Origin of the sequence: Salinicoccus albus DSM 19776, assembly GCF_000385175.1 — a bacterium.
GTDB lineage: Bacteria > Bacillota > Bacilli > Staphylococcales > Salinicoccaceae > Salinicoccus > Salinicoccus albus.
Genome location: NZ_ARQJ01000030.1, coordinates 100,049 through 125,192, shown reverse-complemented (window position 1 = coordinate 125,192; position 25,144 = coordinate 100,049). Strand labels below are relative to the sequence as shown.

The 25,144-nt window shown below is 45.4% G+C and carries 29 protein-coding genes; 11 read left to right on the top strand and 18 right to left on the bottom strand.

Annotated features, from left to right (window positions below; genetic code table 11):
- Positions 1-92 precede the first annotated feature (92 nt).
- From G343_RS0110095 to G343_RS0110080, 4 genes are all read left to right on the top strand, one after another.
- A complete protein-coding gene (locus G343_RS0110095) occupies positions 93-1,271 on the top strand; it encodes an MFS transporter (protein WP_020008026.1) in 1,179 nt (392 codons plus the stop codon).
- Between the two features lie 59 nt (positions 1,272-1,330).
- Entirely contained in the window at positions 1,331-1,882 is a 552-nt protein-coding gene (locus G343_RS0110090; RefSeq protein ID WP_020008025.1) for a cysteine hydrolase family protein, read from the top strand.
- A gap of 61 nt (positions 1,883-1,943) precedes the next feature.
- A complete protein-coding gene (locus tag G343_RS0110085; RefSeq protein WP_020008024.1) occupies positions 1,944-2,867 on the top strand; it encodes a manganese-dependent inorganic pyrophosphatase in 924 nt (307 codons plus the stop codon).
- Between the two features lie 14 nt (positions 2,868-2,881).
- Positions 2,882-3,142 carry a GNAT family N-acetyltransferase gene (locus tag G343_RS0110080; RefSeq protein ID WP_020008023.1) on the top strand — a complete coding sequence of 87 codons (261 nt, stop codon included), beginning with the start codon at positions 2,882-2,884 and terminating at the stop codon, positions 3,140-3,142.
- A 147-nt stretch (positions 3,143-3,289) separates the two neighbouring features.
- Here G343_RS0110080 and G343_RS0110070 read toward each other — a convergent pair whose 3' ends face one another.
- Both G343_RS0110070 and G343_RS0110065 read right to left on the bottom strand, forming a co-directional pair.
- Complete coding sequence (locus tag G343_RS0110070) at positions 3,290-3,580, bottom strand: hypothetical protein (RefSeq protein ID WP_020008021.1); 291 nt, start codon at positions 3,578-3,580, stop codon at positions 3,290-3,292.
- Between the two features lie 3 nt (positions 3,581-3,583).
- Positions 3,584-4,603 (bottom strand): lactonase family protein, encoded by a 1,020-nt coding sequence (locus G343_RS0110065; RefSeq protein ID WP_020008020.1) that lies wholly within the window; start codon positions 4,601-4,603, stop codon positions 3,584-3,586.
- Between the two features lie 150 nt (positions 4,604-4,753).
- Between G343_RS0110065 and G343_RS0110060 the strand changes: the two genes are divergently transcribed.
- Positions 4,754-5,143 (top strand): YolD-like family protein, encoded by a 390-nt coding sequence (locus G343_RS0110060; RefSeq protein ID WP_020008019.1) that lies wholly within the window; start codon positions 4,754-4,756, stop codon positions 5,141-5,143.
- A 34-nt stretch (positions 5,144-5,177) separates the two neighbouring features.
- On the opposite strand, the gene G343_RS0110055 is transcribed toward G343_RS0110060, so the two are convergent.
- Positions 5,178-6,050: a bifunctional 5,10-methylenetetrahydrofolate dehydrogenase/5,10-methenyltetrahydrofolate cyclohydrolase gene (locus G343_RS0110055; RefSeq protein WP_020008018.1), complete on the bottom strand. Its 873-nt coding sequence runs from the start codon at positions 6,048-6,050 to the stop codon at positions 5,178-5,180.
- A gap of 136 nt (positions 6,051-6,186) precedes the next feature.
- On the bottom strand, positions 6,187-6,336 hold the full coding sequence (gene rpmG / locus G343_RS0110050) for a 50S ribosomal protein L33 (protein WP_020008017.1): 150 nt from the start codon (positions 6,334-6,336) through the stop codon (positions 6,187-6,189).
- 351 nt (positions 6,337-6,687) lie between these two features.
- Between rpmG and G343_RS0110045 the strand changes: the two genes are divergently transcribed.
- Positions 6,688-7,638 (top strand): metal ABC transporter solute-binding protein, Zn/Mn family, encoded by a 951-nt coding sequence (locus tag G343_RS0110045; protein WP_020008016.1) that lies wholly within the window; start codon positions 6,688-6,690, stop codon positions 7,636-7,638.
- 40 nt (positions 7,639-7,678) lie between these two features.
- On the opposite strand, the gene G343_RS15590 is transcribed toward G343_RS0110045, so the two are convergent.
- Positions 7,679-7,837, bottom strand: coding sequence for a hypothetical protein (locus G343_RS15590; RefSeq protein WP_020008015.1), 159 nt, complete (start codon positions 7,835-7,837; stop codon positions 7,679-7,681).
- A 207-nt stretch (positions 7,838-8,044) separates the two neighbouring features.
- Positions 8,045-8,443, bottom strand: coding sequence for a secondary thiamine-phosphate synthase enzyme YjbQ (locus G343_RS0110035; RefSeq protein ID WP_020008014.1), 399 nt, complete (start codon positions 8,441-8,443; stop codon positions 8,045-8,047).
- A gap of 71 nt (positions 8,444-8,514) precedes the next feature.
- On the opposite strand from G343_RS0110035, the gene G343_RS0110030 reads away from it, so the two are divergent.
- On the top strand, positions 8,515-8,931 hold the full coding sequence (locus G343_RS0110030; RefSeq protein ID WP_020008013.1) for a DUF2188 domain-containing protein: 417 nt from the start codon (positions 8,515-8,517) through the stop codon (positions 8,929-8,931).
- Between the two features lie 66 nt (positions 8,932-8,997).
- On the opposite strand, the gene G343_RS0110025 is transcribed toward G343_RS0110030, so the two are convergent.
- Together G343_RS0110025 and G343_RS0110020 are read right to left on the bottom strand one after the other, a co-directional pair.
- Entirely contained in the window at positions 8,998-9,390 is a 393-nt protein-coding gene (locus G343_RS0110025) for a (deoxy)nucleoside triphosphate pyrophosphohydrolase (RefSeq protein WP_020008012.1), read from the bottom strand.
- A 227-nt stretch (positions 9,391-9,617) separates the two neighbouring features.
- Positions 9,618-9,797: a hypothetical protein gene (locus G343_RS0110020; protein WP_020008011.1), complete on the bottom strand. Its 180-nt coding sequence runs from the start codon at positions 9,795-9,797 to the stop codon at positions 9,618-9,620.
- A 103-nt stretch (positions 9,798-9,900) separates the two neighbouring features.
- On the opposite strand from G343_RS0110020, the gene G343_RS0110015 reads away from it, so the two are divergent.
- Positions 9,901-10,800, top strand: a complete 900-nt coding sequence (locus G343_RS0110015) for a helix-turn-helix domain-containing protein (protein ID WP_020008010.1) — start codon at positions 9,901-9,903, stop codon at positions 10,798-10,800.
- A gap of 54 nt (positions 10,801-10,854) precedes the next feature.
- On the opposite strand, the gene G343_RS0110010 is transcribed toward G343_RS0110015, so the two are convergent.
- Both G343_RS0110010 and nagE read right to left on the bottom strand, forming a co-directional pair.
- Positions 10,855-11,961, bottom strand: a complete 1,107-nt coding sequence (locus tag G343_RS0110010; protein WP_020008009.1) for an iron-containing alcohol dehydrogenase — start codon at positions 11,959-11,961, stop codon at positions 10,855-10,857.
- Positions 11,962-12,124: 163 nt separating this feature from the next.
- Entirely contained in the window at positions 12,125-13,603 is a 1,479-nt protein-coding gene (gene nagE, locus G343_RS0110005) for an N-acetylglucosamine-specific PTS transporter subunit IIBC (RefSeq protein ID WP_020008008.1), read from the bottom strand.
- A gap of 145 nt (positions 13,604-13,748) precedes the next feature.
- Here nagE and nagA point away from each other — a divergent pair, with 145 nt between their 5' ends.
- The gene (gene nagA / locus G343_RS0110000; protein ID WP_020008007.1) at positions 13,749-14,885 is read left to right on the top strand and encodes an N-acetylglucosamine-6-phosphate deacetylase; all 1,137 of its coding nucleotides are present in this window, start codon (positions 13,749-13,751) and stop codon (positions 14,883-14,885) included.
- A 335-nt stretch (positions 14,886-15,220) separates the two neighbouring features.
- On the opposite strand, the gene G343_RS0109995 is transcribed toward nagA, so the two are convergent.
- Both G343_RS0109995 and G343_RS0109990 read right to left on the bottom strand, forming a co-directional pair.
- Positions 15,221-16,054 (bottom strand): dihydrodipicolinate synthase family protein, encoded by an 834-nt coding sequence (locus tag G343_RS0109995; RefSeq protein ID WP_020008006.1) that lies wholly within the window; start codon positions 16,052-16,054, stop codon positions 15,221-15,223.
- A gap of 91 nt (positions 16,055-16,145) precedes the next feature.
- Positions 16,146-17,279, bottom strand: coding sequence for a trans-sulfuration enzyme family protein (locus G343_RS0109990; RefSeq protein ID WP_020008005.1), 1,134 nt, complete (start codon positions 17,277-17,279; stop codon positions 16,146-16,148).
- 166 nt (positions 17,280-17,445) lie between these two features.
- Between G343_RS0109990 and G343_RS0109985 the strand changes: the two genes are divergently transcribed.
- Positions 17,446-18,492 carry a C45 family autoproteolytic acyltransferase/hydrolase gene (locus tag G343_RS0109985; protein WP_020008004.1) on the top strand — a complete coding sequence of 349 codons (1,047 nt, stop codon included), beginning with the start codon at positions 17,446-17,448 and terminating at the stop codon, positions 18,490-18,492.
- Positions 18,493-18,504: 12 nt separating this feature from the next.
- On the opposite strand, the gene G343_RS14560 is transcribed toward G343_RS0109985, so the two are convergent.
- The 4 genes from G343_RS14560 to G343_RS14815 form a co-directional block, all read right to left on the bottom strand.
- Positions 18,505-19,020, bottom strand: a complete 516-nt coding sequence (locus tag G343_RS14560) for a GNAT family N-acetyltransferase (protein ID WP_020008003.1) — start codon at positions 19,018-19,020, stop codon at positions 18,505-18,507.
- Positions 19,021-19,043: 23 nt separating this feature from the next.
- Positions 19,044-20,207, bottom strand: coding sequence for a Zn-dependent hydrolase (locus tag G343_RS0109975; RefSeq protein ID WP_020008002.1), 1,164 nt, complete (start codon positions 20,205-20,207; stop codon positions 19,044-19,046).
- Between the two features lie 130 nt (positions 20,208-20,337).
- The gene (locus G343_RS0109965) at positions 20,338-21,591 is read right to left on the bottom strand and encodes an MFS transporter (protein WP_020008000.1); all 1,254 of its coding nucleotides are present in this window, start codon (positions 21,589-21,591) and stop codon (positions 20,338-20,340) included.
- Positions 21,592-21,664: 73 nt separating this feature from the next.
- Positions 21,665-21,985: a DUF1572 family protein gene (locus tag G343_RS14815; protein WP_020007999.1), complete on the bottom strand. Its 321-nt coding sequence runs from the start codon at positions 21,983-21,985 to the stop codon at positions 21,665-21,667.
- A 156-nt stretch (positions 21,986-22,141) separates the two neighbouring features.
- Here G343_RS14815 and G343_RS0109955 point away from each other — a divergent pair, with 156 nt between their 5' ends.
- Positions 22,142-22,468: a hypothetical protein gene (locus G343_RS0109955; RefSeq protein WP_020007998.1), complete on the top strand. Its 327-nt coding sequence runs from the start codon at positions 22,142-22,144 to the stop codon at positions 22,466-22,468.
- A gap of 15 nt (positions 22,469-22,483) precedes the next feature.
- Here G343_RS0109955 and G343_RS15025 read toward each other — a convergent pair whose 3' ends face one another.
- Both G343_RS15025 and G343_RS0109945 read right to left on the bottom strand, forming a co-directional pair.
- Positions 22,484-22,828 (bottom strand): pyridoxamine 5'-phosphate oxidase family protein, encoded by a 345-nt coding sequence (locus G343_RS15025; protein ID WP_020007997.1) that lies wholly within the window; start codon positions 22,826-22,828, stop codon positions 22,484-22,486.
- A 395-nt stretch (positions 22,829-23,223) separates the two neighbouring features.
- Positions 23,224-24,720, bottom strand: a complete 1,497-nt coding sequence (locus G343_RS0109945; protein ID WP_156823603.1) for an ABC transporter substrate-binding protein — start codon at positions 24,718-24,720, stop codon at positions 23,224-23,226.
- Positions 24,721-25,144 lie beyond the last annotated feature (424 nt).

The following is a 25,144-nucleotide window of genomic DNA, read 5'->3' as shown; positions in this document are numbered from 1 at the left end:
CAGCCGCCCCTTCATAAATTCTCTATTGCCAATTATAATTATTTTAACATAAGATATTCTACACCAATACTATTAAAAACTGGAGGGATCACATGCAATTTGAGCGTTTCAGAGCCCATTTTATCATTCTGTCAGTCATCGTCTGTATCTCAGGGTTCTCCCAGGGCCTGCTGCTGCCGCTGATTTCGTTCATATTTGAAAATCGCGGTATCAGCCCGGCTGTCAACGGCCTGCATGCTTCGGGGTTATATATTGGTGTGCTCCTCTCGGCACTCTTCATAGAAGCACCGCTCAGAAAATACGGATTCCGTCCAATGATCATCACGGGCGGTATCATTGTCAGCTTATCACTTCTGGCCTTCCCGCTCTGGGGCAGTATCATATTCTGGTTTGTACTGCGGCTTTTTGTCGGCATCGGGGATAATGCCCTCCAGTTCAGCACGCAGACGTGGCTGACACAGACCGCGCCAAAACAGAAACTGGGTACAGTCGTTGCGTTTTACGGGTTATTCTTCTCGCTGGGATTCATGGCCGGACCGAAAGTCAGTGAGCTGGTGACGATTTGGGAACCTTTACCTTTCCTCATTTCAGGGGCGTTGTCGATGATTGCCTGGCCGCTGATCTTTCTGATCTCAGGCGCAGATGCCAAGCCTGTCGATACCGGCGCAAGAGTGACTATCTTCAATACGTTCCGGAATTTCAAAGCTGTAATCATCACCAGCTGGGCGGCGTTTCTGTTCCCGATGATATTCGGAGTGCTGGAAGCGTCCTTAAACAGTAACTTTCCGGTCTTTGCTGTCCGCAACGGTTTTGAAATTTCACAGGTGACATGGATCCTCCCTGCATTCAGCTTTGGCGCAATCATACTGCAGGTCCCGATCGGCGCGCTCGGCGACAGGATGGGACGCGGAAAAATGATATCGATATTACTCGCCTTGGGTGCAGGCACATTCATATTGATGGAACTTTTCAGCACTTCATTCATCATGCTGCTGATATTGTTCATACTTGCCGGAATTTTCGTAGGTTCGATGTACTCACTCGGCATCAGCTACATGACAGATATCACACCGAAATCGAATCTGCCTGCCGGCAACCTGATGGCGGGCATCATGTTCAGTCTGGGCAGTATTTTCGGCCCGGCCATCGGCGGCGCAATTATCGGTGCCACCGGCGGCGCATTCTATTTTACATTTATCGCGCTGATCATTGTAACGGCACTGTCGTTGAACATCTTCTTTATCGTCAAGAAAAATGCTTCAACACAATAGCATTTCAGGGAAATTAATGAAATAATAAAATTAAAATAACCGGGGAAAGAGGGATTTTAATGTCAGAGGCACTCATTGTCATTGATTACTCATATGACTTTGCCGCACCAGATGGCAAGCTGACCGCCGGGGCGCCGGCGCAGGCGATACAGGACGCACTTGCTGCGAAAATCGATCTTTTCTACAGCGCTTCAACGCCGATATTTTTCATGATGGATCTCCACCATGAAAATGATCCGTATCATCCCGAAACAGCGCTTTTTCCGCCGCACAATATCGAAGGAACAAAAGGCAGGGAACTGTATGGCAGAGTGAAAGAAAAATATGGAGAAATTAAAGGGGCTCAAAACGTGTTTTTCATCGACAAGAGAAGGTACAGCGCATTTGCCGGCACAAACCTGGCACAGCTGCTCAATGAAAGAGAGATCGATACTGTTGTTTTAACCGGGCTTGTAACGGATATATGCATAATGCATACCGCTGTGGACGCATACAATGCCGGGTACAAGATCGTTGTCCCTTCAACATGCGTCGCCTCATTTAACCCTGACGGCCACAAGGTGGCACTGGATCATTTTAAAAATTCCATGGGGGCTGTGGTTGAAGAATAGAAGAATGCATAGCGGAGTGATAAAATGGGAATAGTAAATATATATAAAGGAGACATTAAATATGAGTGCAGTTAAAATTTTTGGCCATCAGAGTCCGGACACTGACACAATAGCATCAGCAATCGTCGCTTCAGATATCGAAGGTCAGCTGGGCAATGACACGACCGCATACCGCCTCGACGAGATAAATGCCGAAACGGCATATGCGCTGGATTATTTCAATGTGAGTGTGCCGGAACTTCTGGAATCGGTGACGGAGGAAGACAAAGTCATTCTCGTGGACCATAACGAATTCCAGCAGTCCGTGAAAGATATCGGCAAAGCGCACGTCACCAAAGTATTTGACCATCATCGCATCGCCAACTTCCAGACCGGTTCACCGCTTTACTACCGCGGCGAACCCGTGGGCTGTACAGCGACAATCCTGAACAAAGTGTATAAGGAAAACGGCCTTGAAATCACAAAAGAAATCGCTGGACTCATGGTTTCAGCCATCGTTTCCGATACGCTCCTGTTCAAGTCACCGACAACGACTGAACAAGATATCGATACAGCCTCAGAACTTAAGGAAATTGCAGATGTAGATCTTGAGGCATACGGCATTGACATGCTGAGGGCGGGCGCATCCACGAAGGAAAAAACAGCTGAAGAAATGATCACAGGAGATGCCAAGTCATTCGAGATGGGCCCTAAAACGACGCGGATTGCCCAGGTCAACGTTGTAGATGTGGATGAAGTTTTCGAAAGAAGAGATGAAATCGAAGCCGCAATCAATCAGGAAATTGAGGCAAAAGATTACGATCTGTTTGTACTTGTAGTCACTGATATTCTTAATTCTAATTCAAAAATACTGTCACTCGGCAAAGAAGCAGGTGCTGTTGAACAAGCGTTTGACGTTTCACTGGATGATAATACAGCAGTGCTGGAAGGTGTTGTATCACGTAAGAAACAAGTCGTGCCCAACATTACCGAAGCACTGTCATAGAAAGGGGTGTTTGTATGATTAATAAGGAAGCAGGCAAGTATTATATCAAAGAGAACGATGTGGAAATTGCTGACCTCAAATACACCGAACACGATGATTACTATGACGTCACCAGCACATTCACAGATCCGGACCAACGCGGCCGGGGCATTGCCAAAGATCTGGTGGATGAAATCGTCAAAGATGCCAGAGACGAGAACATGAAGATCAAGCCGACTTGTCCGTATGTGAAACATGCAATCAGAGATAACAGTTACGACGATATCCGGCTATAGACCGCAGCCAAGCAGAAACCCCCCGCTCAAGAGCGGGGGGTTTCTGCTTGGAAGGCAATTCCAAAATTATAGTTGAAAGAATGAAAAAAATGGTATGAATCAATAATAGCACCAATATTCAGAAAAATCAATATCGTATTCATATTTTTATTCATTAAAAATTTTACTTATTACACTTTCTTTGCCCTTCTGAAGAAATTCTTTTGAACACTCATCTTCCACTGTGTACTCCAGCTCGTCAACCGCCCTGGAGAAAGATACTTCATCAATGTAATTCGTCAGCTCTGCCTGATCGAAACAGCCGGGGGAAACAATCTCATGAAGTGTATGATCGACGATGACACGCTCTGATCCGCTCGTCTTGTCTGCCAATGGTAAAAAGAGCACCAATCCTGCAATGATGAGAAGCGCAATGACAACCCAGTTCCCTTTTCTCATCGTTTACAAGAATCCGACGAAGACGCCTTCCGGCACCTCCGGCTCCCCTTCCCGACGGGCAATCGTGCCGTCATCTCCGACTTTGAAAAGTACAAGGTTATGCGAGCGTTCATGCGCACAAATCAGATACGCTCCATCCGGCGTGATGTTAAAATCACGCGGCCAGTCGCCGTTTGTCGGTTCAGTCTGCACTTTCCTCAATGCGCTGCCATCATTGTCGATTTCAAACACAGTAATGCTGTTATGTCCTCTGTTTGATACATATATATACCGGCCGTTTGGATGGATGCGTATGGCACCGCCCTGCGAATGGCCGTCGAAATCTTCAGGCAGAGCCGTATAGACCGCCCCCGGCGTAAATTCCCCATCGGCATAAGCAGCCACAATGACTTCATTGGACAGCTCTGTGAAGATATAGGCATAATCTCCTGTATCATTGAACACCAGATGGCGCGGCCCGCTGCCGGCTGCCACCCTGCATTCTGCTGCTTCAACCAGGCTGTTGTCTTCAATTTTTAACGTAATGATCTTATCTGCTCCGAGATCCACCGCCGCAATATACTGTTTATCAGGGGTTTCTGCTACAAAATGCGCATGCGGACCATCCTGTCTTTCATGGGGGCCGTCCCCTTCCACCTGGTAGGTATCCAGCCGGTCTGTCACAACTGCCCGGTCGTCAATTTCATATAATCTGACTTCTCCGGAAGCGTACACAGTATCAAGCAGATAATTGTGGTCAGATGTTACGGTGAGATGGCAGCCCGAACCGCCTTCCTCCAGGCAGTCGTCGATGAACCGGAGGGTGCCTGTCTCAAGATTTTCAATTTCAAAAGTAGCAATCCCTGCTTTAGTCTTCCCTTTCTTAATCGCAAAAACCCGGTCGTTCAAAACTTCTAAATAAGTTGCATTGGGGGTTTCTGCCACTGTTTCAGCACTTAAAAGCCTGCCAGCTTCAGCATCCAGTTCGAACCGGTAAATGCCTTTGCCCTGATCTTTCGTATAAGTACCTGCGTATCCGATCATTTTATTCCTCCTGTTTCAGACATTTTCATTCATATTAGCATACACCCGCCCCTCCCCTAAATAAAATGTTTTAAATCCTCCGCTTGAAAAGTAGAACGTATGTTCGTATAATTGCAGTATAAACTTTTTAAGAGAGAAGAAGGGATGTAAATGGATTACCGTGATATGCCCATCGACAAGCTGGATTCTAATATTCCCAGAGGCCGCGGCATGATTAAATGGGCACCATTTGCAACGATGCCCGAACAGTTTGAAGCAGTGGAGGACATGATTGACAGCCAGACTAAAATCAGCCGCCCCGAACTTTCTGATGACCGGCTGGAAGACATGGACCGTGTGTTGAAAAAAGCCATGAACGACAAACGCAATATCAAACTGGAATATTATTATGACGGCAGACGGTTTCAAGTGAAGCTTAAGATCATCAAAGTGGATATTTGGAGCATGATGCTGATTGCTCAGCAACTGGATGCCGGGGGTGATACTGATGATGTGGTTTTCGTATCATTCATGGACATATTGGATATCGCTATGCTGTAACTGAAAAATCCTGCTCGTATTGAGCAGGAACCCATCAGTTTTCCAGAAACAACACCGGTTCTTTCTGGAAATCCGTTGCCATCATCAGATGATATGCAAGTACAGTTGTCGTAATGGCACCCACACCGCCGGGGACAGGTGTAATGAATGCCGCCTTATCCTTAACCGCTTCATAGTTCACATCGCCGACCATTTTGCCATCCGCATTGAAATTGATACCGACATCAACGATGATCGCCCCCGCTTTCACATGCGGTTCATCGATGAGATTAACTGCGCCGGCGGCACTGATGATCACATCGGCATCCGCACACCTGCTTACAAGATCATCCGTATAGAGATTGCATATTGTTACCGTTGCGTCCTTATTCATCAGTGACAGGGCCAGCGGTTTGCCGACCACGGCACTGGCCCCGACGAGCGTGACATTTTTGCCCTTCAGGTCAATATTGTAGAAATTGAGCATTTCCATCACTGCTGCCGGCGTACAGGGTTCCAGCCGATCATCCTCACCGGTCAGAACCTTGCCGAGGTTTACTTGTGTCATGCCGTCAATATCCTTGATCGGGTTCATCAGTTCGACGACACGCTTCATGGAAATATGTTCCGGCACCGGCTGCAGCAGCAGAATACCATTAATTGCATGATCGCTGTTGATTTCCCTGAATTTTGTTAAGAAAGCTTTCGCGGAAACATCTTCCGGAAAATGATATTGCTCCGCATCGATGCCAAGCTTTTCAAACCGCCGGAACGCCGCATTTTCATATGAGATGGCGTCCGGCATATCCCCGACCCTGACAAAGGCAACTTTCGGTCTGATACCGTGCTTCTTCGACTGTGACAGCGCATCCTTGATCTCTTCAGATAAATGCCCTGCAACTTTCCTGCCGTCCATAATAGTAGTCATCAGCCAATTCTCCTTAAGAATGATTCACTTGCCAAAATACAGTTAATGATAATTCAATGATATCAAACAGGCTTGTTCACTTCCACTCATCACAAAATAAATACCATCCCCAAATGAGGATGGCAGATTGTACCCATTATTTAGTTTCACGGTGCATTGTGTGTTTGTTCAATCTTGGGGAGAATTTTTTCATTTCGATACGCTCAGGATTGTTTTTCTTGTTTTTAGTCGTAATGTAGTTGCGATCTCCCGTTTCAGTGCAAGCCAAAGTTATATTTACTCTCATCAATTACACCTCCTTTATCTGGTGTTTCTCATTCGATTTAAGGGTGATGGATCTGTAAATTGGAACATTATTAGTATAATACCATGCCGGGCCGTCTTTTGAAAGTACTGCCCGGCCGCTTTTCAACTGGCCAGTTGATCATCTCGGTAAAGATGAAACATTTATCAATTACATAACAGCCAGACCCGAATCTTCATTAAACCGCCTTACTTATTCTAAAGGTTCATCCTCAATTTTTCAATACTTTTATCAATCACCTGGTAAAAAGGTTAAAAACCCCCTTGCCTAATCGGAATCGTTACGATATAATTTTAAATCGTAATGATTACGAATGAAGAAGGAGAGCTTCACATGAAAAAGGTGCTAATCTTATTATCTATGACTCTGTTCGCACTCTCACTTACAGCATGCAGCGATGCAGCTGAAACTGAGGAGGACGGCAGTGAGACAGCAACAATCTATACCACAGTATTTCCACTGCAAAGCTTTACTGAACAAATTGCCGGGGACACTGTGACCGTCGAGACAATCTATCCGAACGGCGTCGATGCGCACTCATATGAACCGACACAGCAAGAAATCCTGGAGTATGCTGAGGGCAGCCTCTTCATCTACACGACAGATGCACTCGACCCGGTCGCTGAAACGATCACAAGTGCCATAGGAGAAAATACTGAAGCATTTGCAGCAGCCGAGGGAATATCTGAAGAAAACATGGTGGAAACAGATCATGCGCATGAACATGACGAAAGTGAATCGCATGACCATGAACACGCTCAAGGTTCACAGGATCCGCATCTCTGGCTGGATCCGGTAGTATCGATCAGCATGGCCGAATCGATCCTGGATCGTCTGATCGAAATGTATCCGGAGCATGAAGATCTGTATAATGAAAACTTTGAGGCGCTCAAATCAGACCTGGAAGATATCGACAGCCAGCTCCAGGAAATCACACAATCACCGAAAAGAGACAGCGTATATATATCCCATGAATCCATTGGCTATCTCGCAGACAGATATCATTTCGAGCAGATCGGCATTTCCGGCATCAACAACCAGCAGCCTTCACAGCAGGCGCTGACAGAAATCGTTGACAGTATAGAATCGACGGAGGCGCCTTATATCCTTTATGAACAGAACACAAGCTCAAGTACAACTGACACCATCCGAAACCAGACAGACACAGAGCCGCTCGAATTCCACAACATTTCCGTTTTGACCGATGATGATCCGGAAGATGCTACTTATCAGTCCATTATGCAAGAAAACATAGAAGTATTGGACCGGGCTTTGAATGAATGATAAAGAACGCTGGCGGAACGGCCGGTCCGCCAGCGTTCCCTCATACATTTTCCCGCTTGAGATTATCAGTGAATGCCTTGATCTCATCCACATCTTTTTTAAGGAAGAACGCCAGCACTGCAGAGCCCGCGGCTAAAATGACAAGCAGCGTGACCATCAGTTTGAAAACAATCTGTAACAGCGATTTTATCATTTGCATGATAGCCTCCAATATAAATTTTTAATACTTCACCCGGAGAATTTCAATTAATTTTAAAAATTTAGAGATTTTCCCTTGAAATTAATCAGAAAATTCAGTATTATAGGGGACAGTTAATAGATATTAACTACAACCTATTCCATTTTTTAATAAAAATTTCTCCTATTTTTCCTGCACTGACCCAGTGCAGGTTTTATTTTGCCTGAACTACCCTTCAATTATTTTAACATGGACCCTGCGTGTCCTCGGACCGTCGAACTCGGCAAAATAAGTGCTTTGCCACGTCCCGTAGATCACGCTCCCCGCTTCTATGATCAGCGTTTCACTCGCCCCTGTCAAAGACGATTTCATATGAGAATCAGTGTTGCCCTCAGCATGACGGTATTCCTTTTTATTGTCAAAAGTTACATTCATACCGTAAACAAGATCACGCGTCACGTCCGGGTCCGCATTTTCGTTGATCGTAATCCCCGCCGTCGTATGCGGCGTAAACACCGTGGCCACACCGTTTTTTATCCCGCTCTTTTTAACAGCCTCATCCACCAAAGCATCAATATTCACGAATTCTTCCCGTTCGTTCGTATCCACATTGAATGTAAATAGCATAAAATATCACCTTTTAAATTTTTGTATTTTGGGTATTATACTACTAGATTTCTATGAAAGGAGAAATCATAATGCCTTATACAATGACGGATTATCCGAGTTCATTAAAAAGCCTTGAAAAGATTGAAAGAAGAAAAGCGATAGATATCATCAATGCGATGCTTGAGGAAGGCTATGAGGCCGGGCGTGCAATCCCTGTAGGCACGGAACAGGCACAGGAATGGTACAAGAATGCAAACGAAGCTGATATAAGGAAATTGGAAGATAAAAATATTACACAGCATAAAAGCGACCCGGACGCCAAAGGGCCGGAACTCGCAGATAATAATGTGGACGTGTACTTTAAAGAAAAAGAATGGAAAGTGAAAACAAAAGGGGCGGATAAACCAAGCGACACATTTGAATATAAAAGAGACGCAGTCGCCCGCGCTGAAGAAATTGTGGAAAACCGCAATGCGGAAGTGAACGTTCATAATCGGAATGACTGACTCCCTGCAAAAAAGCCAGATTAATCCAAATAAGCGCCGGCCACTCATGTGACCGGCGTCTTTTCTCTATCCACTGGCAATCATTTTAATCGCCGGAATATCCGCAGGTGCCCATTCAAGCGCCCCGATCCTTTTTCGCTCCAGCCATTTCATATCCACATGTTCAATCAGCTGAATTTCACCGTCTATGATTGTGGAGTAGTATGTCGTCAGTTCCACCGTTCCAAAATCGTATTCATGAACTGTCGTTGTGATCTTATCTCCAACTTTGATATCACAGTCCATCTCTTCCTTAAGCTCACGGATTAAAGCGGCATCCGGGGTTTCCCCTGCTTCAACCTTACCGCCGGGGAATTCCCACTTTAACGCCAGATTTTTACCTTCAGGACGCTGGGCGCATAAAATTTCATCCTGTTCATTTACAATCACCGCGCCGACAACTCTGATATACTTTTTCATTGCTTCCTCCAAAATCGCTTTTAGCTTATTATAACAAATCAAAGGAAAAATGAAATTATAGTCACAATTATGTATAATAAAACGTAAGAGAAGCGCCCTGATCCAAATACATCATGCAAATTTGACACAAAAAAGCCCCTGCCTGAAATTATTAAGAGGTCGGGTGCATTCAGCAGGCAGGGGTCAATCCAATTAAGGGTAAGGAAAAATGAACTTACTATGAGTCCCTAGTAAACATCGATCGGTCTGGGTCTGCCGTCAGGTAGATAACCAGTGGTCTGAAACTCGGCCACGGTTTCTGTTGTATCCGATTTAACAGTACTCGCTTCTACTGTTTCCGGATTGCTTAAAGAAACTGCGCCCAATAGCATGAAGCCCAGAACCAAAGCACTGACAAGTTTTTTCATCCCATTCACCACCAATCAATGTTTATAAGTTCATTATGAAGTAGTCAAAATATTTAATCAATATTCACATATGCAAAAATTGTGAACAAACAGGAGGGATTTTATGGAATACCACGAACGATTCAAAGCCATTCGCAACTTGAAAGGGTTCACCCATAAAGACCTTTCCGAGGGCATATGCGGCATGACCACAATATACAGATTTGAACGCGGAGATACTGCGATTACGGCTGAAGTGCTGTACCAGCTGTGTCAAAGGCTTGGTATCGATATGCAGACGTTGTTTGTTGATGAGGGTTCCGAATATGCATTGATCGACTACTACCTGGAAAAATTAAGGGAATATGTCTATTTCAGGCATCCGGATATGTTGAAAATGACATTGCAGGATGCCAAAGAGACCATCAATAATAATCTGAAGTTTGATTTGAAATACAAAAATTATGACAGGCTGTTTGATACATATTCCGCCATCGTGTACAGAAATGAAAACAAATATGATACGGCTGAAAAGATTCTGGTCAGACTGATCGAAGAAAAGAAAAACAAAGCCGATCTTGAGCTTGAGATTATCAATTCTCTTGCTGATCTCTATATTTCCCAGGATAAACAAAGTCAGGCACTGGGATTATATGAACGTTACAGGAAAAACATCATGAATTATGAAAAAGTTACATATTTTGATCAATATATGCTGATACAACTTTATTATGGTTATGCAAACTGTCTTTATATTGATTTTGAGTACCTGAAAGCCATGGATGTCTGCTATAAATTGCTGATCCGGATACAGGAGCATAATTCCATGTATTATTTGGGGAAATCACACCATTTGATGAGTCTGATATTCATCGCATTGAACGATTCTGCCAACGCCCGTGAATATTTAAAAAAAGCAGAAGCCGCATTCTGTCTGGAAGACATCGCAGAAAAAATGCGTCCCCATCTAGAAACTGCAAAGGAAGCAATCGATCGTCTCGAACACCATCAGCAGCAACAGTAAAAACCCCGCAGTTTTCGTGCTGCCACCGATGACACCGAAGCAGAACATAGATATTTATTTACGCTTAAGCAGCCCGGCAACTTCCGGTTTTTCGAGCTGGGCAATGTTATTTTTCATGTTTGCCGATTTCAGACTTTCCTCTGCAATCTTATCGATGTCCGAACGCTCTATTTCCAGTTCGGCCAGCGTTGACCGCAAACCGACCTTTTTCTTTAGATCGTTGAATGCCTGGCCGAGTGTCTCCGCACTGTCAAACCCGATATCCATGGCATGCTGATTAAGTTCCGGGTTGACTTTTGAATTGATGACAAACCATTCATCCAGTGAGAACGCGCATGCTTCGCCATGGGGGACATCGTAATGAGAGGTCAAATAATAGCTCATCGCATGGGAACCTGATGTCCCTGTCTGACTGAATGCCAGACCCGCCAGCATGCTGCCGAGTGACATATTCCTTCTTGCCTCTCTGTTGGAGGGTTCATTATACGCAGTTTCCAGGTTGTCAAAAGCAAGCCTGGCTGCACGAACAGCAAGACTGTCGGATACCGGGTTGTTTTTCATTGCCCCAAGTGCATCCAGCGCATGACAAATAACGTCAATGCCAGAAATTGCCGTCACACTCTGAGTGCACGTCAGTGTCAGCTCAGGGTCCACAATCGCAGCTTTTGGGTAAAGCCCTGCTCCGATTAACGGAATTTTAAGTTCATTCTCTTTGTCGCTGATGACACCGGTCGGTGTGACTTCAGATGCAGATCCGCTCGTTGTCGGGATGGCGATGACAGGCAGCGCTTTCGTGAAATCATCATGATCCAAAAGATCAACGGCAGATATGCCCTGCATATAGGCAGCCGCAGCAGCTTTTGATGCATCCATTGCAGAACCGCCGCCGACAGCAATCACCGCGTGGGCATTATGCGCATACATCTCCTGTGTGATCGCTTCAACATTCTGCGTCGTCGGGTTCGGTTCAATGCCGCTCACCACTGCCTTCACCTTGTCCCCCAGATCAGATTTAATCAGATTCACCACCCCTGATTCCACCTGTGAATTCGATGCAACAACAATCATACTCTCATAGTCATATTCATTGATAAATTCATTCAATCTGGCAAAAACACCCTGGCCAAAATGAATTTTTACCGGGTTATTATATGTAAACATCAGATTCCTCCTTTTCTTCATTATATAATAATATACGTCCAGAATAATATAAAAAGGCATCCCACATCGCTGGGATGCCCATTCTATATTTCGATTCTAACGGTTTTTATACATTCCTTCCAGTATATGCTCCAGTCCAGTGCCAACAAAACAGACTTTTGATTTATTCCGTATCCCGTATTCTAATCATTTCATCGGCTACAAACTGGACTTGTGTCCCGACGACTACTTGGATATTATGCTTGCCGACCACATTCACACCCGGAATGCCGGTGGCTTTTATCTTCTCCTGATCTACTTGATCCATATCTTCTACTTCTATCCGTAAGCGGGAGACACAGTTGTCGATCGCCGTCACGTTTTCGTCTCCGCCCAATCCTTCGTAAATCTGCTTTGCCATCACTGTGGTGTCATCTTCTTGAGCAGCAGCGGTGTCAGCGGAGGCAGCAGGTGCCGGGTCGCTCCCTGCTGTTTCCACTGCTTCGCCTTCTTCCCTGCCCGGTGTTTTCAAGTCGAATTTCTGAATCAGGAAACGGAACAGGAAATAGTAGAGTGCTGCAAAAAACAACCCCTGGACAAGTAACATATACGGCTGGTTAGCAATCGGTACCGCTAAACTGAGCGTATAGTCCACCAGGCCGGCGCTGAAACTGAACCCGGCTGTCCATTCGAACATGGCCGCGATAAATAGCGAAAGCCCTGTCAAAAAGGCATGGACCACATACAACAGCGGTGCCAGGAACATGAAAGAGAACTCAAGCGGCTCGGTGACGCCGGTAAAGAAAGAAGCGAAACCGGCCGCCAGCATCAAGGAAGCCGCTTGCTTTCTGCGGGCCGTTTTGGCCGTGTGATACATAGCCAGAGCGGCCGCCGGCAGACCGAACATCATAATCGGGAAGAACCCTGCCTGATAGCGTCCGGTAATCCCCTGCGCCCCTTCACTTGCCCAGAAGTTGGCGATATCATTAATGCCGGCAAGATCAAACCAGAACACATTATTCAACGCGTGATGCAAGCCGGTGGGGATCAGCAAACGGTTAAAGAAGCCATACAGGCCTGCACCCGCAGGACCCATATTACTGATCCAGGTACCGAAGCCTACCAATCCCGTATAAACCGCCGGCCATACAAAAAATAGAATAGCTGAGACGAGCAGCATGGCGCCGGCACTCATAATGGGTACAAGACGCTTGCCGCTGAAAAATGCAAAGGCGTCCGGCAATTTCACGTGACTGAAGCGATTATACATGATGGATGCAATGATCCCGGACAGAATACCGGTGAATACGTTGCCCAGATTTATATTTTCAAATGCCGTATTGACTGAACCTTCATCAATCCCCTGCAGAACAGCCACACCTTCTGTTTCCAATGTAAACGTAACCACCAGAAAAGCCACAAGCCCGCTCAGACCGGCGGCGCCATGCTGGTCCTTCGACATGCCGATGGCCACACCGACGGCAAACAAGATGCCTAGATTACCAAGGATCGCATCGCTTCCGAACAATAAGAAATTTGCGATGACGCTTTCTTCGGCGAATGCCAGAATCCAGTTGGCAATACCGGCAAGAATGGCAGCAACAGGCAATACCGCCACCGGCAGCATTAACGAGCGGCCAAGGTTTTGCAAATATTTCATCATTGTTATTCCCCCAAACTTATTTTTACCCCTTTGAAAATGGTATTTCTTATAATATAGCATAAGAAATGGTATTTTGGTACACTATTTTTAATGACTCCGAAGTATTTACGATAAATAAAATTTACTAAAAGATGGGAGAAACTTTATGGAATTGCTTATAATAAATGCAACAATTGTCACACATGAATCCGTGGATAAAAATCAGTGGCTGCTGACGGAAAACGGCAAGATCCATTCTTTTGGATCCATGGAAAACTGTCCTGAACATACAGAGATTATGGATGCCGGAGGCATGTATCTGCTGCCGGGGGCGATTGAAATGCATATTCATGGCGGGAACAGCGTGGATGCAATGGATGCGGATATGCAATATGTCGAAAAAATTTCCGCCCATCTGCCCAGCACCGGATCAACATCATTTCTAGCGACAACAATGACTTCAACGCTGGATAATATTGAACGGGCACTCATGAACCTCGCAGACTATTCATACGCGTCCGGGGCAGAGATGCTCGGCATTCATCAGGAAGGGCCTTTTATCTCGAAAAAACACCCCGGTGCACAGCATCCCGAACACATCATCACCCCCGATCCGGAGACAATCAGATATTTTCAGGATATTTCAGGCAGCCGGATCAAAATGATCACATATGCGCCGGAAGAAGACGACGGCAGCTTCCTCCGGACACTGAAAGCACTGAACATCATCCCATCAGCCGGTCATACAGATGCGGAATATCAAACGCTGCTCAACGCAGAAAAAAACGGGCTTACTCACGTGACGCACCTGTACAACGGAATGCGCGGGCTCCATCATAGAGAGCCCGGGGTCATCGGGTTCTCCTATATGTCAGAGACATCCGTGGAGATCATTTTAGACGGCATCCACTCCAATCCGGAAATGGTAAAACTTGCATACGACAACATCACTTCAGACAGAATGGTCATCATTACAGATGCAATGCGAGCCCAGGGACTGCCCGATGGCGTCTATGAGCTTGGCGGCCAGGAAGTGAATGTCAGGGAAAATGAAGCAAGACTGGCAGACGGAACACTCGCCGGCAGTGTGTTGACAATGAACCAGGCTGTAAAAAATATGAGAGCATTTACCGGCTGCGGATGGACAGATATCGTGAAGATGACATCTTATAATCCCGCGGCGGAATTAGGGGTTACAGAAACTAAAGGGGTGATTGAGACAGGCGCAGATGCCGATCTGGTCCTTTATGATCACGATGCCAACCTGGTGCACACGATTGTTAAAGGTGAAATGTTTATGTAAACAAGCAAAAAGCGGCTGGTGTTTTTACCCAGCCTCTTTAATCTCGGCCTCGTCGACTGCTCAATCCCGAGAAAGCCCTTTTTCTCGGCCTCGTCGAGCGCTCAATCCCGAGAAAGCCTCTTTTCTCGGCCTCGTTGACTGCTCAATCCCGAGAAAACCTCTTTTCTCGGCGTCGTCATTTGCTCAATCCCGAGAAAACCCTTTTTCTCGGCCTCGTCATTTGCTCAATCCCGAGAAAACCCTTTTTCTCGGCCTCGTCGAACGCTCAATCCCGAGAAAACCCTTTTTCTCGGCCTCGTCGTTTGCTCATTCCCGAGAAAACCCTTTCCTCGCCTCTAAGTATGTCTAACTGTGCCTATCGGGCGTCTGCAAATTCCCATTGGCGTCCCTTGGGCATTTAGATGATCTTTTATATTAACGATGGGGCTGCCGTTGTAAACTTCATACAGGATTTGACTGACTGCGGACGCGGTGTCTTTCTTAACCGGTTCTTCTCTAATCAAACGAGTAAACCATTCTTCAATTTCGTGCGGATAACAATTACCGGCAATTGAAGACAGACGGTTATACCCATACATCACTTTCGCTTCCAAATCGATTTCTCCGCCGGCATAGAAGTAAAACTCCTTCTCTATCCTTTCTTTAACAGTGCGCATTTTCTCCCTGTCACCAGGATCTTTCACACCAATAACGGAATCCAGCTGGCTTAACTCCAGAATGCTTTCAACTGATAAGTCAAAGCCTGTTCGACCTGGGTTATTATATATAATCGCCGGTTTATTGCTGATCTGAATCAGCTTTTTGGCATAATGCACGGCTTCTGCCTGGGATGGAATGATATACGGTGGAAAGCCAATCATTACAGCGGCGATTTCTGTGCCTCTGACTTTTTTGGCCAGCTGTTCCGCTTCCTTTTGTCTGACTGAGGCCACGCCGAATATGACTTCGATCTCCTGCATTAGGTCTGCCTCATTGTCCAGGGCACTGATCAGCTCAATTTTTTCCTCTAAACGCATGCTGTGCTGTTCGCCCGTGGTACCTGAAATGAGTACAGATTTAACCCCGTCTTTATATAACTGTTTAACATGTGAAATAGTGGCTGAAGTATCCAATGATTCATCTTCATAAAAAGCTGTAGGTACCGCAACGTGCATTTCTGATTTAAGCATAGCAGCGCTCCTTATTAAGTATTTAGTGAAATATATAAACGGCCTGAATATAGAAATGCACACATCATAACTCTAATGTGTGCATGTTTACTCATATCTCTGAAAGTGCCTGATTGAGATCGTCTTTCAGATCTGCCACATTTTCAATGCCGACCGACAGCCGCAGCAGATTATCCGGCGCCATTGTCTGCGCTTTCTCCACTGAAGCACGGTGTTCAATGTAGCTGTGTGTGCCGCCGAGGCTCGTTGCCTGGGTCACAATCTGGACTGAATTTGCTACTTTTAATGCTTCCTGCTCGCCGCCTTTCACCTGAAAAGACAATAATCCCCCGAAGTCACGCATTTGAGCCGCTGCTGTGTCATGGCCGGAATGTTCTGATATCCCCGGGTAATGAACGGCCTCGATTTTCGGGTGCGCTTTTAAAAACGCTGCGATGGCATTGGCATTCGCACAGTGGACCATCATTCTGGCAGAAAGTGTCTGAACACCCCGCAGCGCCAGCCAGCAGTCAAATGAAGAAGGGACTGCACCTTTCGCATGCTGCCATGCGCTCAAATTTTCAAGCATCTGACTGTGCTCTTTGGCAATGACGGCCCCGAGCATTAAATCACTGTGGCCGCCGATGTATTTGGTGACTGAGTGCAGTGAGAAGTCCACACCTTTCAGCAGAGGGGTTTGTAACATTGGCGTCGCCGCTGTATTATCTGCGACAGTATATGCCCCGGCATGTTTCGCCATTTCCACAACAGCCTCAATATCTGTGATTTTAATCTGGGGATTGGACGGTGTCTCAATCCAAACCAACCCTGTGTCTTCACTGGCAATCACCTGTTTGACTTCATCTAGATTCGTTATATCTGCTGTGACGATATTGAATCGTCTGCCGATATCCGTTTCAGACACTAGTGAACGCACACCGAAATACATATCATCCGGCATGACGATTCTCTTCGGCGCCTCCGGTGGCAGTGCTTCAATTAGCGAGGAGATCGCCGCCATGCCGGACGCATAAGTCACACAATCATACCCCTGCTCCAGTGACGTCAGGCACGCTTCCAATGCACGGCGATTGGGGTTATCTCCGCGGGCATAAACAAAATCATCGGTATACGCCCCGCGCTCTGACCGTTCATATGTTGTGGACAAATGCATCGGCGTGGTGACTGCCCCAGTCGACGGGTCGACCTGGCGTCCGGCATGCACCGCTTTCGTTTCAAAACGCATATATACACCTCTTTCCCATAGTTGATATCAATCATTGTAGCAGACTTGAATACTCTTTCGTCTGTAATATATGTTCGAACCCTTAACCGCTGAGCTGCCGAGCATAAAATTTTTCCATCATTCCCGATTGTAATACACTTATAATAACGAAAAGAGGTTAAAGTTGATGAAACCCTATTACAGTGATGTTATTCAATACAGAGGAAGCCACTATGATTTCGGCTATTTTCAAGGGGAATTGCTCCAGAATTCTCCCATTCTGCCGAACCGTGAAAAACAATGGAAACCAAGGAGAAACCGGCATTTTTTGGTTGATCCAGAAACCTATAAAGATGTCATGGCAAAAATCGCCCCCGCCCTGCTTGAAGAAATTCGCGGACTTGCCGATGCACTTCATCTGGATATGGAGAAGGCATTCCGTTTATTTGGCGGCTACTACCTCGAACGTACCCAGAGCGGCTGTTCGATCTTTACAGATTCCAATTTCATGGTGCGGAATTACGACAGCCATCCACGGGGATATGAAGGCAGGTATATGCTCTATCAGCCTGCTGATGCGGGCTATGCCATCATGGGCCCCACGATGCAAATCACCGGCCGGATTGATGGCATGAATGAACAAGGGCTTGTCATGGGCTATAATTTCACCCACAGTAAAAAGTCCGGAGACGGGTTTTTGTGCAATATGATCGGCCGTTTAATTTTAGAGACCTGCGCTAATGTGGATGAAGCCATTTCCCTGCTGAAAGAAATTCCTCATCGCCATTCGTTCAGCTATGTACTGCTGGATAAGCAAGGCATATCATACGTCGTTGAAGCCTCGCCAAGAAGTGTTGCTGTCCGCGAATCCAATGTATGCACCAATCATTTTCATTTATTGGATGAGGAAAATCGGTACAGGCAGGAAGAAACGCGGGAACGGGAACAAAGAATACTTGATGCGCAACAGGATACGATGAACCCGTATGATGCATTCAAAGTAATGAACAGCCTGGCGCATGGCATTTTTTCAAAAAAATACGATGCAGCTGCAGGGACCATTCATACCTCCGCCTATTTTCCACAAAACCTAAAAGCCATGTTCGCGCTCGGCGCTGACAGAAAGCCGGTCATTTTGGACTTTAACAAATGGCTGCAGGGAGAAAATTTGAATATTACCCGGATAAAAGGCGAACTGGAGTACCATCGGCCTTTTGTGAATATGGAAGAGTAACTGTTTTAAAGGTCACCTATCATTGTATATGGTGTATCTCGTATAGATCCCGGATGGTGAATCCCCCGCGCTTTCGAATCCCAGCTTTTCCGCCAGTGCGATCGATGCATGGTTGTCCGCCACTATTTCTGCGATAACTGCAGACAGCTTCAGTTCATACAGCGCGTACTCCAAAACCGCTTGTGCCGCTTCGGAGGCATGCCCATTGCCCCAGAACTTCCGCTTCAATCTCCAGCCCATCTCAATCTCAGGGCCAACTGTGCCCACGGGAATCAGAAGGATCCACCCCACAAACGCATTCTCATGTTCCTTGGATTCAATGGTCCAGTATCCTAAACCTTCAGGAAATACCGTGGTCATCTTGTCCATGATAAACGCTTTATGTTTCTCTTCATCGTGGACAAGATCCCTGTTTTCAGGAAGATGTTTCACCACTTCTGGATCCCTGTCCATTTCCATACAGTCGTCCAGGTCATCAATCCGCCGTTCCCTCAAAATAAGCCGCTTGGTTTCGAATCGTTTAAGCATAACTCGCCTCCCCCTCTTACCCCTTATTTACTCAACAGCCTCTTTACAGCCTCGAGCATCACTGCCGCACCGGTTTCAATATCTTCCTTTGATGAAAATTCACGTGGATTGTGGCTGATGCCATCTTTACTCGGTATGAAAATCATCCCCGCATTCATTCTCCTGGACAGCGGATTCGCATCATGGTTGGCACCGCTCATCATTAATTCATACTTCATATCCGTAGCCTCGCAGGCGGCTGTGATCGCATCTATCATCCCATCAGACATATGTGCCGGTGCTTTATCGATACTTTTTGTAATGTTTGTTTTAAAATCACGCTCGGCATATTCGATAAATGAATCCAGAATGGCGTGCAGCTTATCCATATCATCACCTCTGACCTCCACTGTAAATTCCACTTTACCCGGGATCACATTAGAGGAGTTTGGGAACACTTCAAGTGTTCCGGCAGTCCCGACGAACGGCGGCCCATATGATTTAACGATCTTCTCAAATTCCACCAGCAGCTTCGAAGCATTCATCATTGCGTCATCGCGTTCACGCATGCCAATCGTACCCGCATGCCCTGCTTCGCCAAAAACAGTGACATTGAGCTGATGCATACTGGCAATGGCATTGACGATGCCAATATCGAGAGCGTTATTCTCCAAATATACACCTTGTTCAATATGCAGTTCTAAATAATCCGTAAAATCTTTATAGCCGATTGCATTTTCAACATCTTCAGGTGTGCGGCCAATTCCAGCCATCCGTTCAGCAAAGTTCCCGCTCTTATCAATAAGATCAGAGAACACACTGCTGCCTATTAATCCAATTTCCTCTGCCCTAAATGCAACAACCGTCACCGGTTTGCTCAATTCAACGCCATTTTCCAGTAACGTAATAACCGTCTCAAGTGCAGTAATCACCCCGAGGGCACCGTCATATTCACCGCCATTATTCACTGTGTCCAAATGAGATCCAATCAGTAACCCCTTTTCCTCACCTGGCCCAATCGTTGCGAAGCTGTTTCCAAAACGATCTTGATAGGTTTCAAGTCCATGGGCTTTGCATTTGTTGATAAACCATCCATGGGCCTGATCTTCAAAATCTGAAAACGCCGGTCTGGTCACCCCTTCACCTTCGTCTGTGATCTGATTTACTTCGCTTAACATATCCATCATTCGATTCAGGTTAATTTTCATTCTGCATCTCCTTCTTTAATGAACTTAATCGTAAAACGACATCTGTATCTCTCCCTTAAGATTAAAGGCCGTAAGAAAAACTGTAAACTGACTGTCCATTGTACCCATCTCTCCATATGAATATACACCTTCATTTCCTCCCCTTCCGTGCCCAGGCGAGTGCGGGAATCAGGAATAGTGCCAATACACCGCCTGCGGTGGAAAGGAAGCCGAAACTTGCCCCGGCAACGACCATGCCGGATAAGGCACCGCCCGCTGCGCCGGATAAAGCGATCAGGACATCGACCGACCCTTGAGCCCTCGCTCTGATGGATGGTTCGGTCGAATCAACCAAAATCGTTGTGCCACTAATGAGTCCCAGATTCCAACCCAGACCGAGTAATGTGAGAGAGAGGATCATCATTGATAATGATTCCCCTGGTGCCACCGCTGCAATGATACCTGAAGCAAGCAGCACTAATGCTGCAGTGATAGTCATTGCAGTCCGACCAATCTTATCGATTAAAATTCCAGTGAATAAAGAAGGCAGGTACATCCCGGCAATATGGAAACCGATCACCATGCCGATGGCACCAAGATCATGACCATGGTGCCCCATATGCACAGGCGTCATCGTCATAACCGCCACCATGACAATCTGTGTCACCACCATTATCGTTGCAGCGAGTGCCATACCTTTTCTGTCGTTCTCCAGCGGTTCCGAATTATCCTTTAGCCCGCTCCGCTGCTTTTCCGACTCAAGTGCCTGTGCAATCAGAAAAGGGTCCGGACGCAGGAAAATCAGCAGCACGAGGCCAGCCATGATAAATGCAGCCGCTGCCAATATAAACGGTCCGGCGAGCGCCGGTATATTAACGGAACGCGCAAAGTCCCCCATCACTTCCACCAGGTTCGGGCCGGCGACCGCACCAAAAGTGGTCGATACCATAGCGATGCTGATGGCAGTCGCCCTTTGTTTCTTTTCCGCTAAATCCGTGCCGGCATATCTGGCCTGCAAATTCGTCGCCGTCCCCGCGCCGTATATAAATAATGATAGGAAGAGCAGCAGCGGGCTGTTGATGATGGCTGCTGCGACCACACCCACTGCACCAATGCCGCCTGTGATAAACCCGGCAGCAAGACCCGCCCTCCTTCCCAGCTTTTGGGACACGCGTCCGACAAGTAACGCCGCCAATGCAGACCCCAGTGTGAATAAGCCTACCGGCAGTCCGGCAAATGCATCCGTACCAAGCATTTCCTGTGCCAGGAGTGCGCCGACAGTGATTCCCGCAGCAAGTCCCGCCCCGCCGAATATTTGGGAGATGACAACAATCATTAATGTCTTTTTGTACACCTGCTTCTTCACTTCAGGATGATCTATGTAGTCTTGTATCTTTTTATCCATTGTCCCATATCCAATCTTTTGTCATTTGTCCTGTTCAATATTTCCATTTCCCACCGTCACTGATTCAAGAGATTCATCGCTTTAGGTATACTCTCAGTGACTGCCACTTTTCTCCTTTAATCTGTTTGCCAATAAAGACCATCTGCCCGACGTGGTATGAGTAATGGAAGATCTGCCGCTTAATTGCTTCAAGGAGAGTATGGTCCTTTCCCCGGATTTTGATCGTTTTCAACAGATCTTCTTCCGATAAATCATTCAGAGTATCCAATAACACCTGCCAACCCTTCTCCCAGGCTACTTCAATTTTCGCTTTTGTATTCAAAGTATCCATAAACTCGCCGTCCCGGTCGCGCTCCCCTTTCTCGCCATCTGTCGTAAAAAAATATCGGTCCATCTCGATATCATGTTGCCGCTCATGTGTTTGCCGATGATTGCGATGCTGTTGGATGCTTCATTATACTGCCAATGCATCTCCTTATCATACAGTTGCTCAATTGTTGTAACTGCTAAACTAGATTAGTTCTTACGCAATCGTGGTGAAAAAGTATACATGGTGCATACGGCGCTGCTAAATTACGATAAAAACGTGATTTACGACCATAGAGAGAATAATGTTGAATGTAAAGCACCTAGTTGGAAACAATCTAACTCTACTTATAATTCTATCTTCTATGTAGGTAGCAGTGATAAACTAAAGAAAAGGATGAGAGAACATATCTATGGATATTCTGACAAAGGAAATCTTTATAAAACTAGCGGTTTAAAACTACAACCATATGTAGAAAAAACGCTTAAATACAATACTGTGCATGTAGTAGTAGAGTCTATATTAGATTCTGCTTTGCCTCCTCCCTTAGGTACGGCAAGACAATCTTAAAAAGAATGCAGGACCCTATGCCTCTTTTAGGTTCTCCATTCTTTTTTCACTTATACCCCCCAACCTCACTCTCTGCACCAAAACCCTCAGCATGGCCATCTCAGACGCAACCGTAACTAAACCCTCCTTCTCCCGTAACCAGTCAATCATGTCCTGGTCGGTAACCACCGCGGTGTCTCCGATGATTTCCAGGTAAATCTCACTCTGTTTATCGCCACCCAATGTAATATGGACGAAAGGGTTCTGTTCAAAGGCTCTCATCATGAGGGTATCCTTTTCTATTTCGGTATAAAACACGTAATCCTTTATGTAGAAAGTCATATATTTGCTGTCTGTCTTATCGTTATATAATATCGGCATCGTGCCTTCCTTAGAAGTCTGCAGAATCGGTCGATCTCATTCATCAGGTGCTCGGTTTCCATCTATATACTCCCTCATTATAAAAGATGCCTTTTATCGATCATATATGCAATAAGAAGTTTGGAAAATAAAAACCATGGGCTATTGAAATCACTCTAGAGGGTGAATGGTAGTATAAAAATACAGGAAAGCAACTGGTCAGAACATCGAGGTACTTGCTCATGAAGCACCATTTTCGACCTTAGAGATGAAACGATAATGGGACCAGAAATGGGTAGTAACTGTTGACCTGGAATTTATGTTGGTGGATTAGGAGCTTCAGCCATGTAGAAACGGCTTTAGTCACAGAAACAGGTGTCAGGACATTTTCAACCCCAACACCTTAATATATATTTTTACTCTTCAATACTAACTTCATGCAATGAAAATGTGTCATTCGGCGCCACTTCCAAACCATTTACCGATTCATGATAAGCGACACTCACATTCGCATGATGCATTGGAATCCACACGGCATCATTGGTTGCAAATTCGTTTGCTTCGTGTAGCAAATCTAATCTTTCCTCCTGATCGATTGTGGTTCTTGATTCTTCTACAATACTATCAAATTCCTCATTATCATATCTGGGTCTATTACTTGAGCCTATATTATCTGAATGCAGATTGGGATAGAAAAGCTCACTACCATCAGCAGTACTGTTTGACCAGCTGATGAACGCTGCTTCATAATCTCCGTTTGTTGTCTGCTCTAAAAACGCGCCCCATTCCATCATTTCTATACTTACATCAAGTCCAGCCTCCATTAACTGCGCCTGAACGATTTCACTCATTAAAACAAAATTTCCTTCATTGGCTACAAGCAATGTCAGCGGTGTCTCATCAAAATTATTTTCCTCTATAATTCTTTGTGCTTCTTCCAAATCATAATCGTAACCGAATTCCTGTGCGGATTCATCATAACCAAATACTTCAGGTCCTAAAATACTGTTATTTTTAATTCCGGCTCCATTTAATTGTTCGACATAGGTATCACGATCAATAGCATGTGACACTGCCTTTCTGAATTCCGGGTCATTACCTGGTTCTACTTCCGTATTAAAAGTTAAATATTCAATTCCTGTACCTGGAGATATCTCCAATTCAACATCATCCATACCTTCTATTCTTGTAACGTGTTCAGAAGGTATATTAATCAGAAATTGAACCTGTCCTGTTTCAAGCATCCCTACAGCAGATGCATATTCAGGTATGACATACATCGTTACCTGATCAAGTTCAGGCGCGCCATCAAAGTAATTTTCATTTTTCGTTAATACAATATTATCGCCGCTCGTCCATGATTCAAATTCAAAAGGACCGGAACCGACAGGCTCTGTCATAATATCTCCAGATTGATCAGCTTCAGGTGAGACGATAGACGCATTTGCATGGGCCAATGCAGCAAGTAAAGGACCATATGGTTCGTCTGTATTAATCACCACAGTGTATTCATCCTCTACTTCAACAGATTCCACAGGTTCGATCAGTGACGCTCTTGGTGCTGCTCTTTCCTCATCCATAAGCTGATCAAAAGTGTATTTGACCGCTTCAGCATTTAATGGTGTACCATCGTGAAACTCAATACCTTCTTTTAATTCGAACACCCATGTCGTATCATCTATCGTTTCATATGATTCTGCCAAATGTGGTTCAATTTCCATTGTTTCAGGGTTATGTACAAATAAAGTATCGTAGATTTGATCAATCATATAACTGGAAACTGAATCATTGGTATCAATTGGTGATAAGCCGACTGCATCTGATGACGAAGCAAAAGCAATTTCCTGGCTGTCCGGACTATCATTCGATGCATCACCTGATTGTTGTGATTCAACATTTGAATCGTCTGTCAAGGGCAATTATAAATAAAGAAATAGCTGAAAAAAGAATTGCATTTCTTACCATTCTCATTAACATGATACCATCCCCTGTAATTTTTTAATTAAATTGTAGTGACATTTATTGTAACTTTAAAAATGTAAATATGCAACTTAATTATTTGACAATTCTCAATTGAAAAACTTTTCTCACAATAATAACAGGGGAAAGCTTTAGGTCCAAAAATCTCACACTTGTGTTTCGAAAGTAGAAGTACATAGAAATGTAATGGAAAATTCAGGGGGCTGGGACATAAGTCCCGTTCCTAAATAAAAAAACGCACTTGCTTTCCTGGGGTGTTGCGTGAGCCTGTAGTCTCACGCAGACGCTATTCCCCTAGGAGTCAAGTGCGGTTTTTTTATAAAAGTGTCATATATCCCTACAAAAAATAAGACCTTC

Excerpts from the sequence above, each read along its gene's own strand:
- G343_RS0110095 (WP_020008026.1), top strand. The coding sequence starts at position 93 with ATGCAATTTGAGCGTTTCAGAGCCCATTTTATCATTCTGTCAGTCATC.
- G343_RS0110090 (WP_020008025.1), top strand. The coding sequence starts at position 1,331 with ATGTCAGAGGCACTCATTGTCATTGATTACTCATATGACTTTGCCGCA.
- G343_RS0110085 (WP_020008024.1), top strand. The coding sequence starts at position 1,944 with ATGAGTGCAGTTAAAATTTTTGGCCATCAGAGTCCGGACACTGACACA.
- G343_RS0110080 (WP_020008023.1), top strand. The coding sequence starts at position 2,882 with ATGATTAATAAGGAAGCAGGCAAGTATTATATCAAAGAGAACGATGTG.
- G343_RS0110070 (WP_020008021.1), bottom strand. The coding sequence starts at position 3,580 with ATGAGAAAAGGGAACTGGGTTGTCATTGCGCTTCTCATCATTGCAGGA.
- G343_RS0110065 (WP_020008020.1), bottom strand. The coding sequence starts at position 4,603 with ATGATCGGATACGCAGGTACTTATACGAAAGATCAGGGCAAAGGCATT.
- G343_RS0110060 (WP_020008019.1), top strand. The coding sequence starts at position 4,754 with ATGGATTACCGTGATATGCCCATCGACAAGCTGGATTCTAATATTCCC.
- G343_RS0110055 (WP_020008018.1), bottom strand. The coding sequence starts at position 6,050 with ATGACTACTATTATGGACGGCAGGAAAGTTGCAGGGCATTTATCTGAA.
- rpmG (WP_020008017.1), bottom strand. The coding sequence starts at position 6,336 with ATGAGAGTAAATATAACTTTGGCTTGCACTGAAACGGGAGATCGCAAC.
- G343_RS0110045 (WP_020008016.1), top strand. The coding sequence starts at position 6,688 with ATGAAAAAGGTGCTAATCTTATTATCTATGACTCTGTTCGCACTCTCA.
- G343_RS15590 (WP_020008015.1), bottom strand. The coding sequence starts at position 7,837 with ATGCAAATGATAAAATCGCTGTTACAGATTGTTTTCAAACTGATGGTC.
- G343_RS0110035 (WP_020008014.1), bottom strand. The coding sequence starts at position 8,443 with ATGCTATTTACATTCAATGTGGATACGAACGAACGGGAAGAATTCGTG.
- G343_RS0110030 (WP_020008013.1), top strand. The coding sequence starts at position 8,515 with ATGCCTTATACAATGACGGATTATCCGAGTTCATTAAAAAGCCTTGAA.
- G343_RS0110025 (WP_020008012.1), bottom strand. The coding sequence starts at position 9,390 with ATGAAAAAGTATATCAGAGTTGTCGGCGCGGTGATTGTAAATGAACAG.
- G343_RS0110020 (WP_020008011.1), bottom strand. The coding sequence starts at position 9,797 with ATGAAAAAACTTGTCAGTGCTTTGGTTCTGGGCTTCATGCTATTGGGC.
- G343_RS0110015 (WP_020008010.1), top strand. The coding sequence starts at position 9,901 with ATGGAATACCACGAACGATTCAAAGCCATTCGCAACTTGAAAGGGTTC.
- G343_RS0110010 (WP_020008009.1), bottom strand. The coding sequence starts at position 11,961 with ATGTTTACATATAATAACCCGGTAAAAATTCATTTTGGCCAGGGTGTT.
- nagE (WP_020008008.1), bottom strand. The coding sequence starts at position 13,603 with ATGATGAAATATTTGCAAAACCTTGGCCGCTCGTTAATGCTGCCGGTG.
- nagA (WP_020008007.1), top strand. The coding sequence starts at position 13,749 with ATGGAATTGCTTATAATAAATGCAACAATTGTCACACATGAATCCGTG.
- G343_RS0109995 (WP_020008006.1), bottom strand. The coding sequence starts at position 16,054 with ATGCTTAAATCAGAAATGCACGTTGCGGTACCTACAGCTTTTTATGAA.
- G343_RS0109990 (WP_020008005.1), bottom strand. The coding sequence starts at position 17,279 with ATGCGTTTTGAAACGAAAGCGGTGCATGCCGGACGCCAGGTCGACCCG.
- G343_RS0109985 (WP_020008004.1), top strand. The coding sequence starts at position 17,446 with ATGAAACCCTATTACAGTGATGTTATTCAATACAGAGGAAGCCACTAT.
- G343_RS14560 (WP_020008003.1), bottom strand. The coding sequence starts at position 19,020 with ATGCTTAAACGATTCGAAACCAAGCGGCTTATTTTGAGGGAACGGCGG.
- G343_RS0109975 (WP_020008002.1), bottom strand. The coding sequence starts at position 20,207 with ATGAAAATTAACCTGAATCGAATGATGGATATGTTAAGCGAAGTAAAT.
- G343_RS0109965 (WP_020008000.1), bottom strand. The coding sequence starts at position 21,591 with ATGGATAAAAAGATACAAGACTACATAGATCATCCTGAAGTGAAGAAG.
- G343_RS14815 (WP_020007999.1), bottom strand. The coding sequence starts at position 21,985 with ATGGACCGATATTTTTTTACGACAGATGGCGAGAAAGGGGAGCGCGAC.
- G343_RS0109955 (WP_020007998.1), top strand. The coding sequence starts at position 22,142 with ATGGTGCATACGGCGCTGCTAAATTACGATAAAAACGTGATTTACGAC.
- G343_RS15025 (WP_020007997.1), bottom strand. The coding sequence starts at position 22,828 with ATGCCGATATTATATAACGATAAGACAGACAGCAAATATATGACTTTC.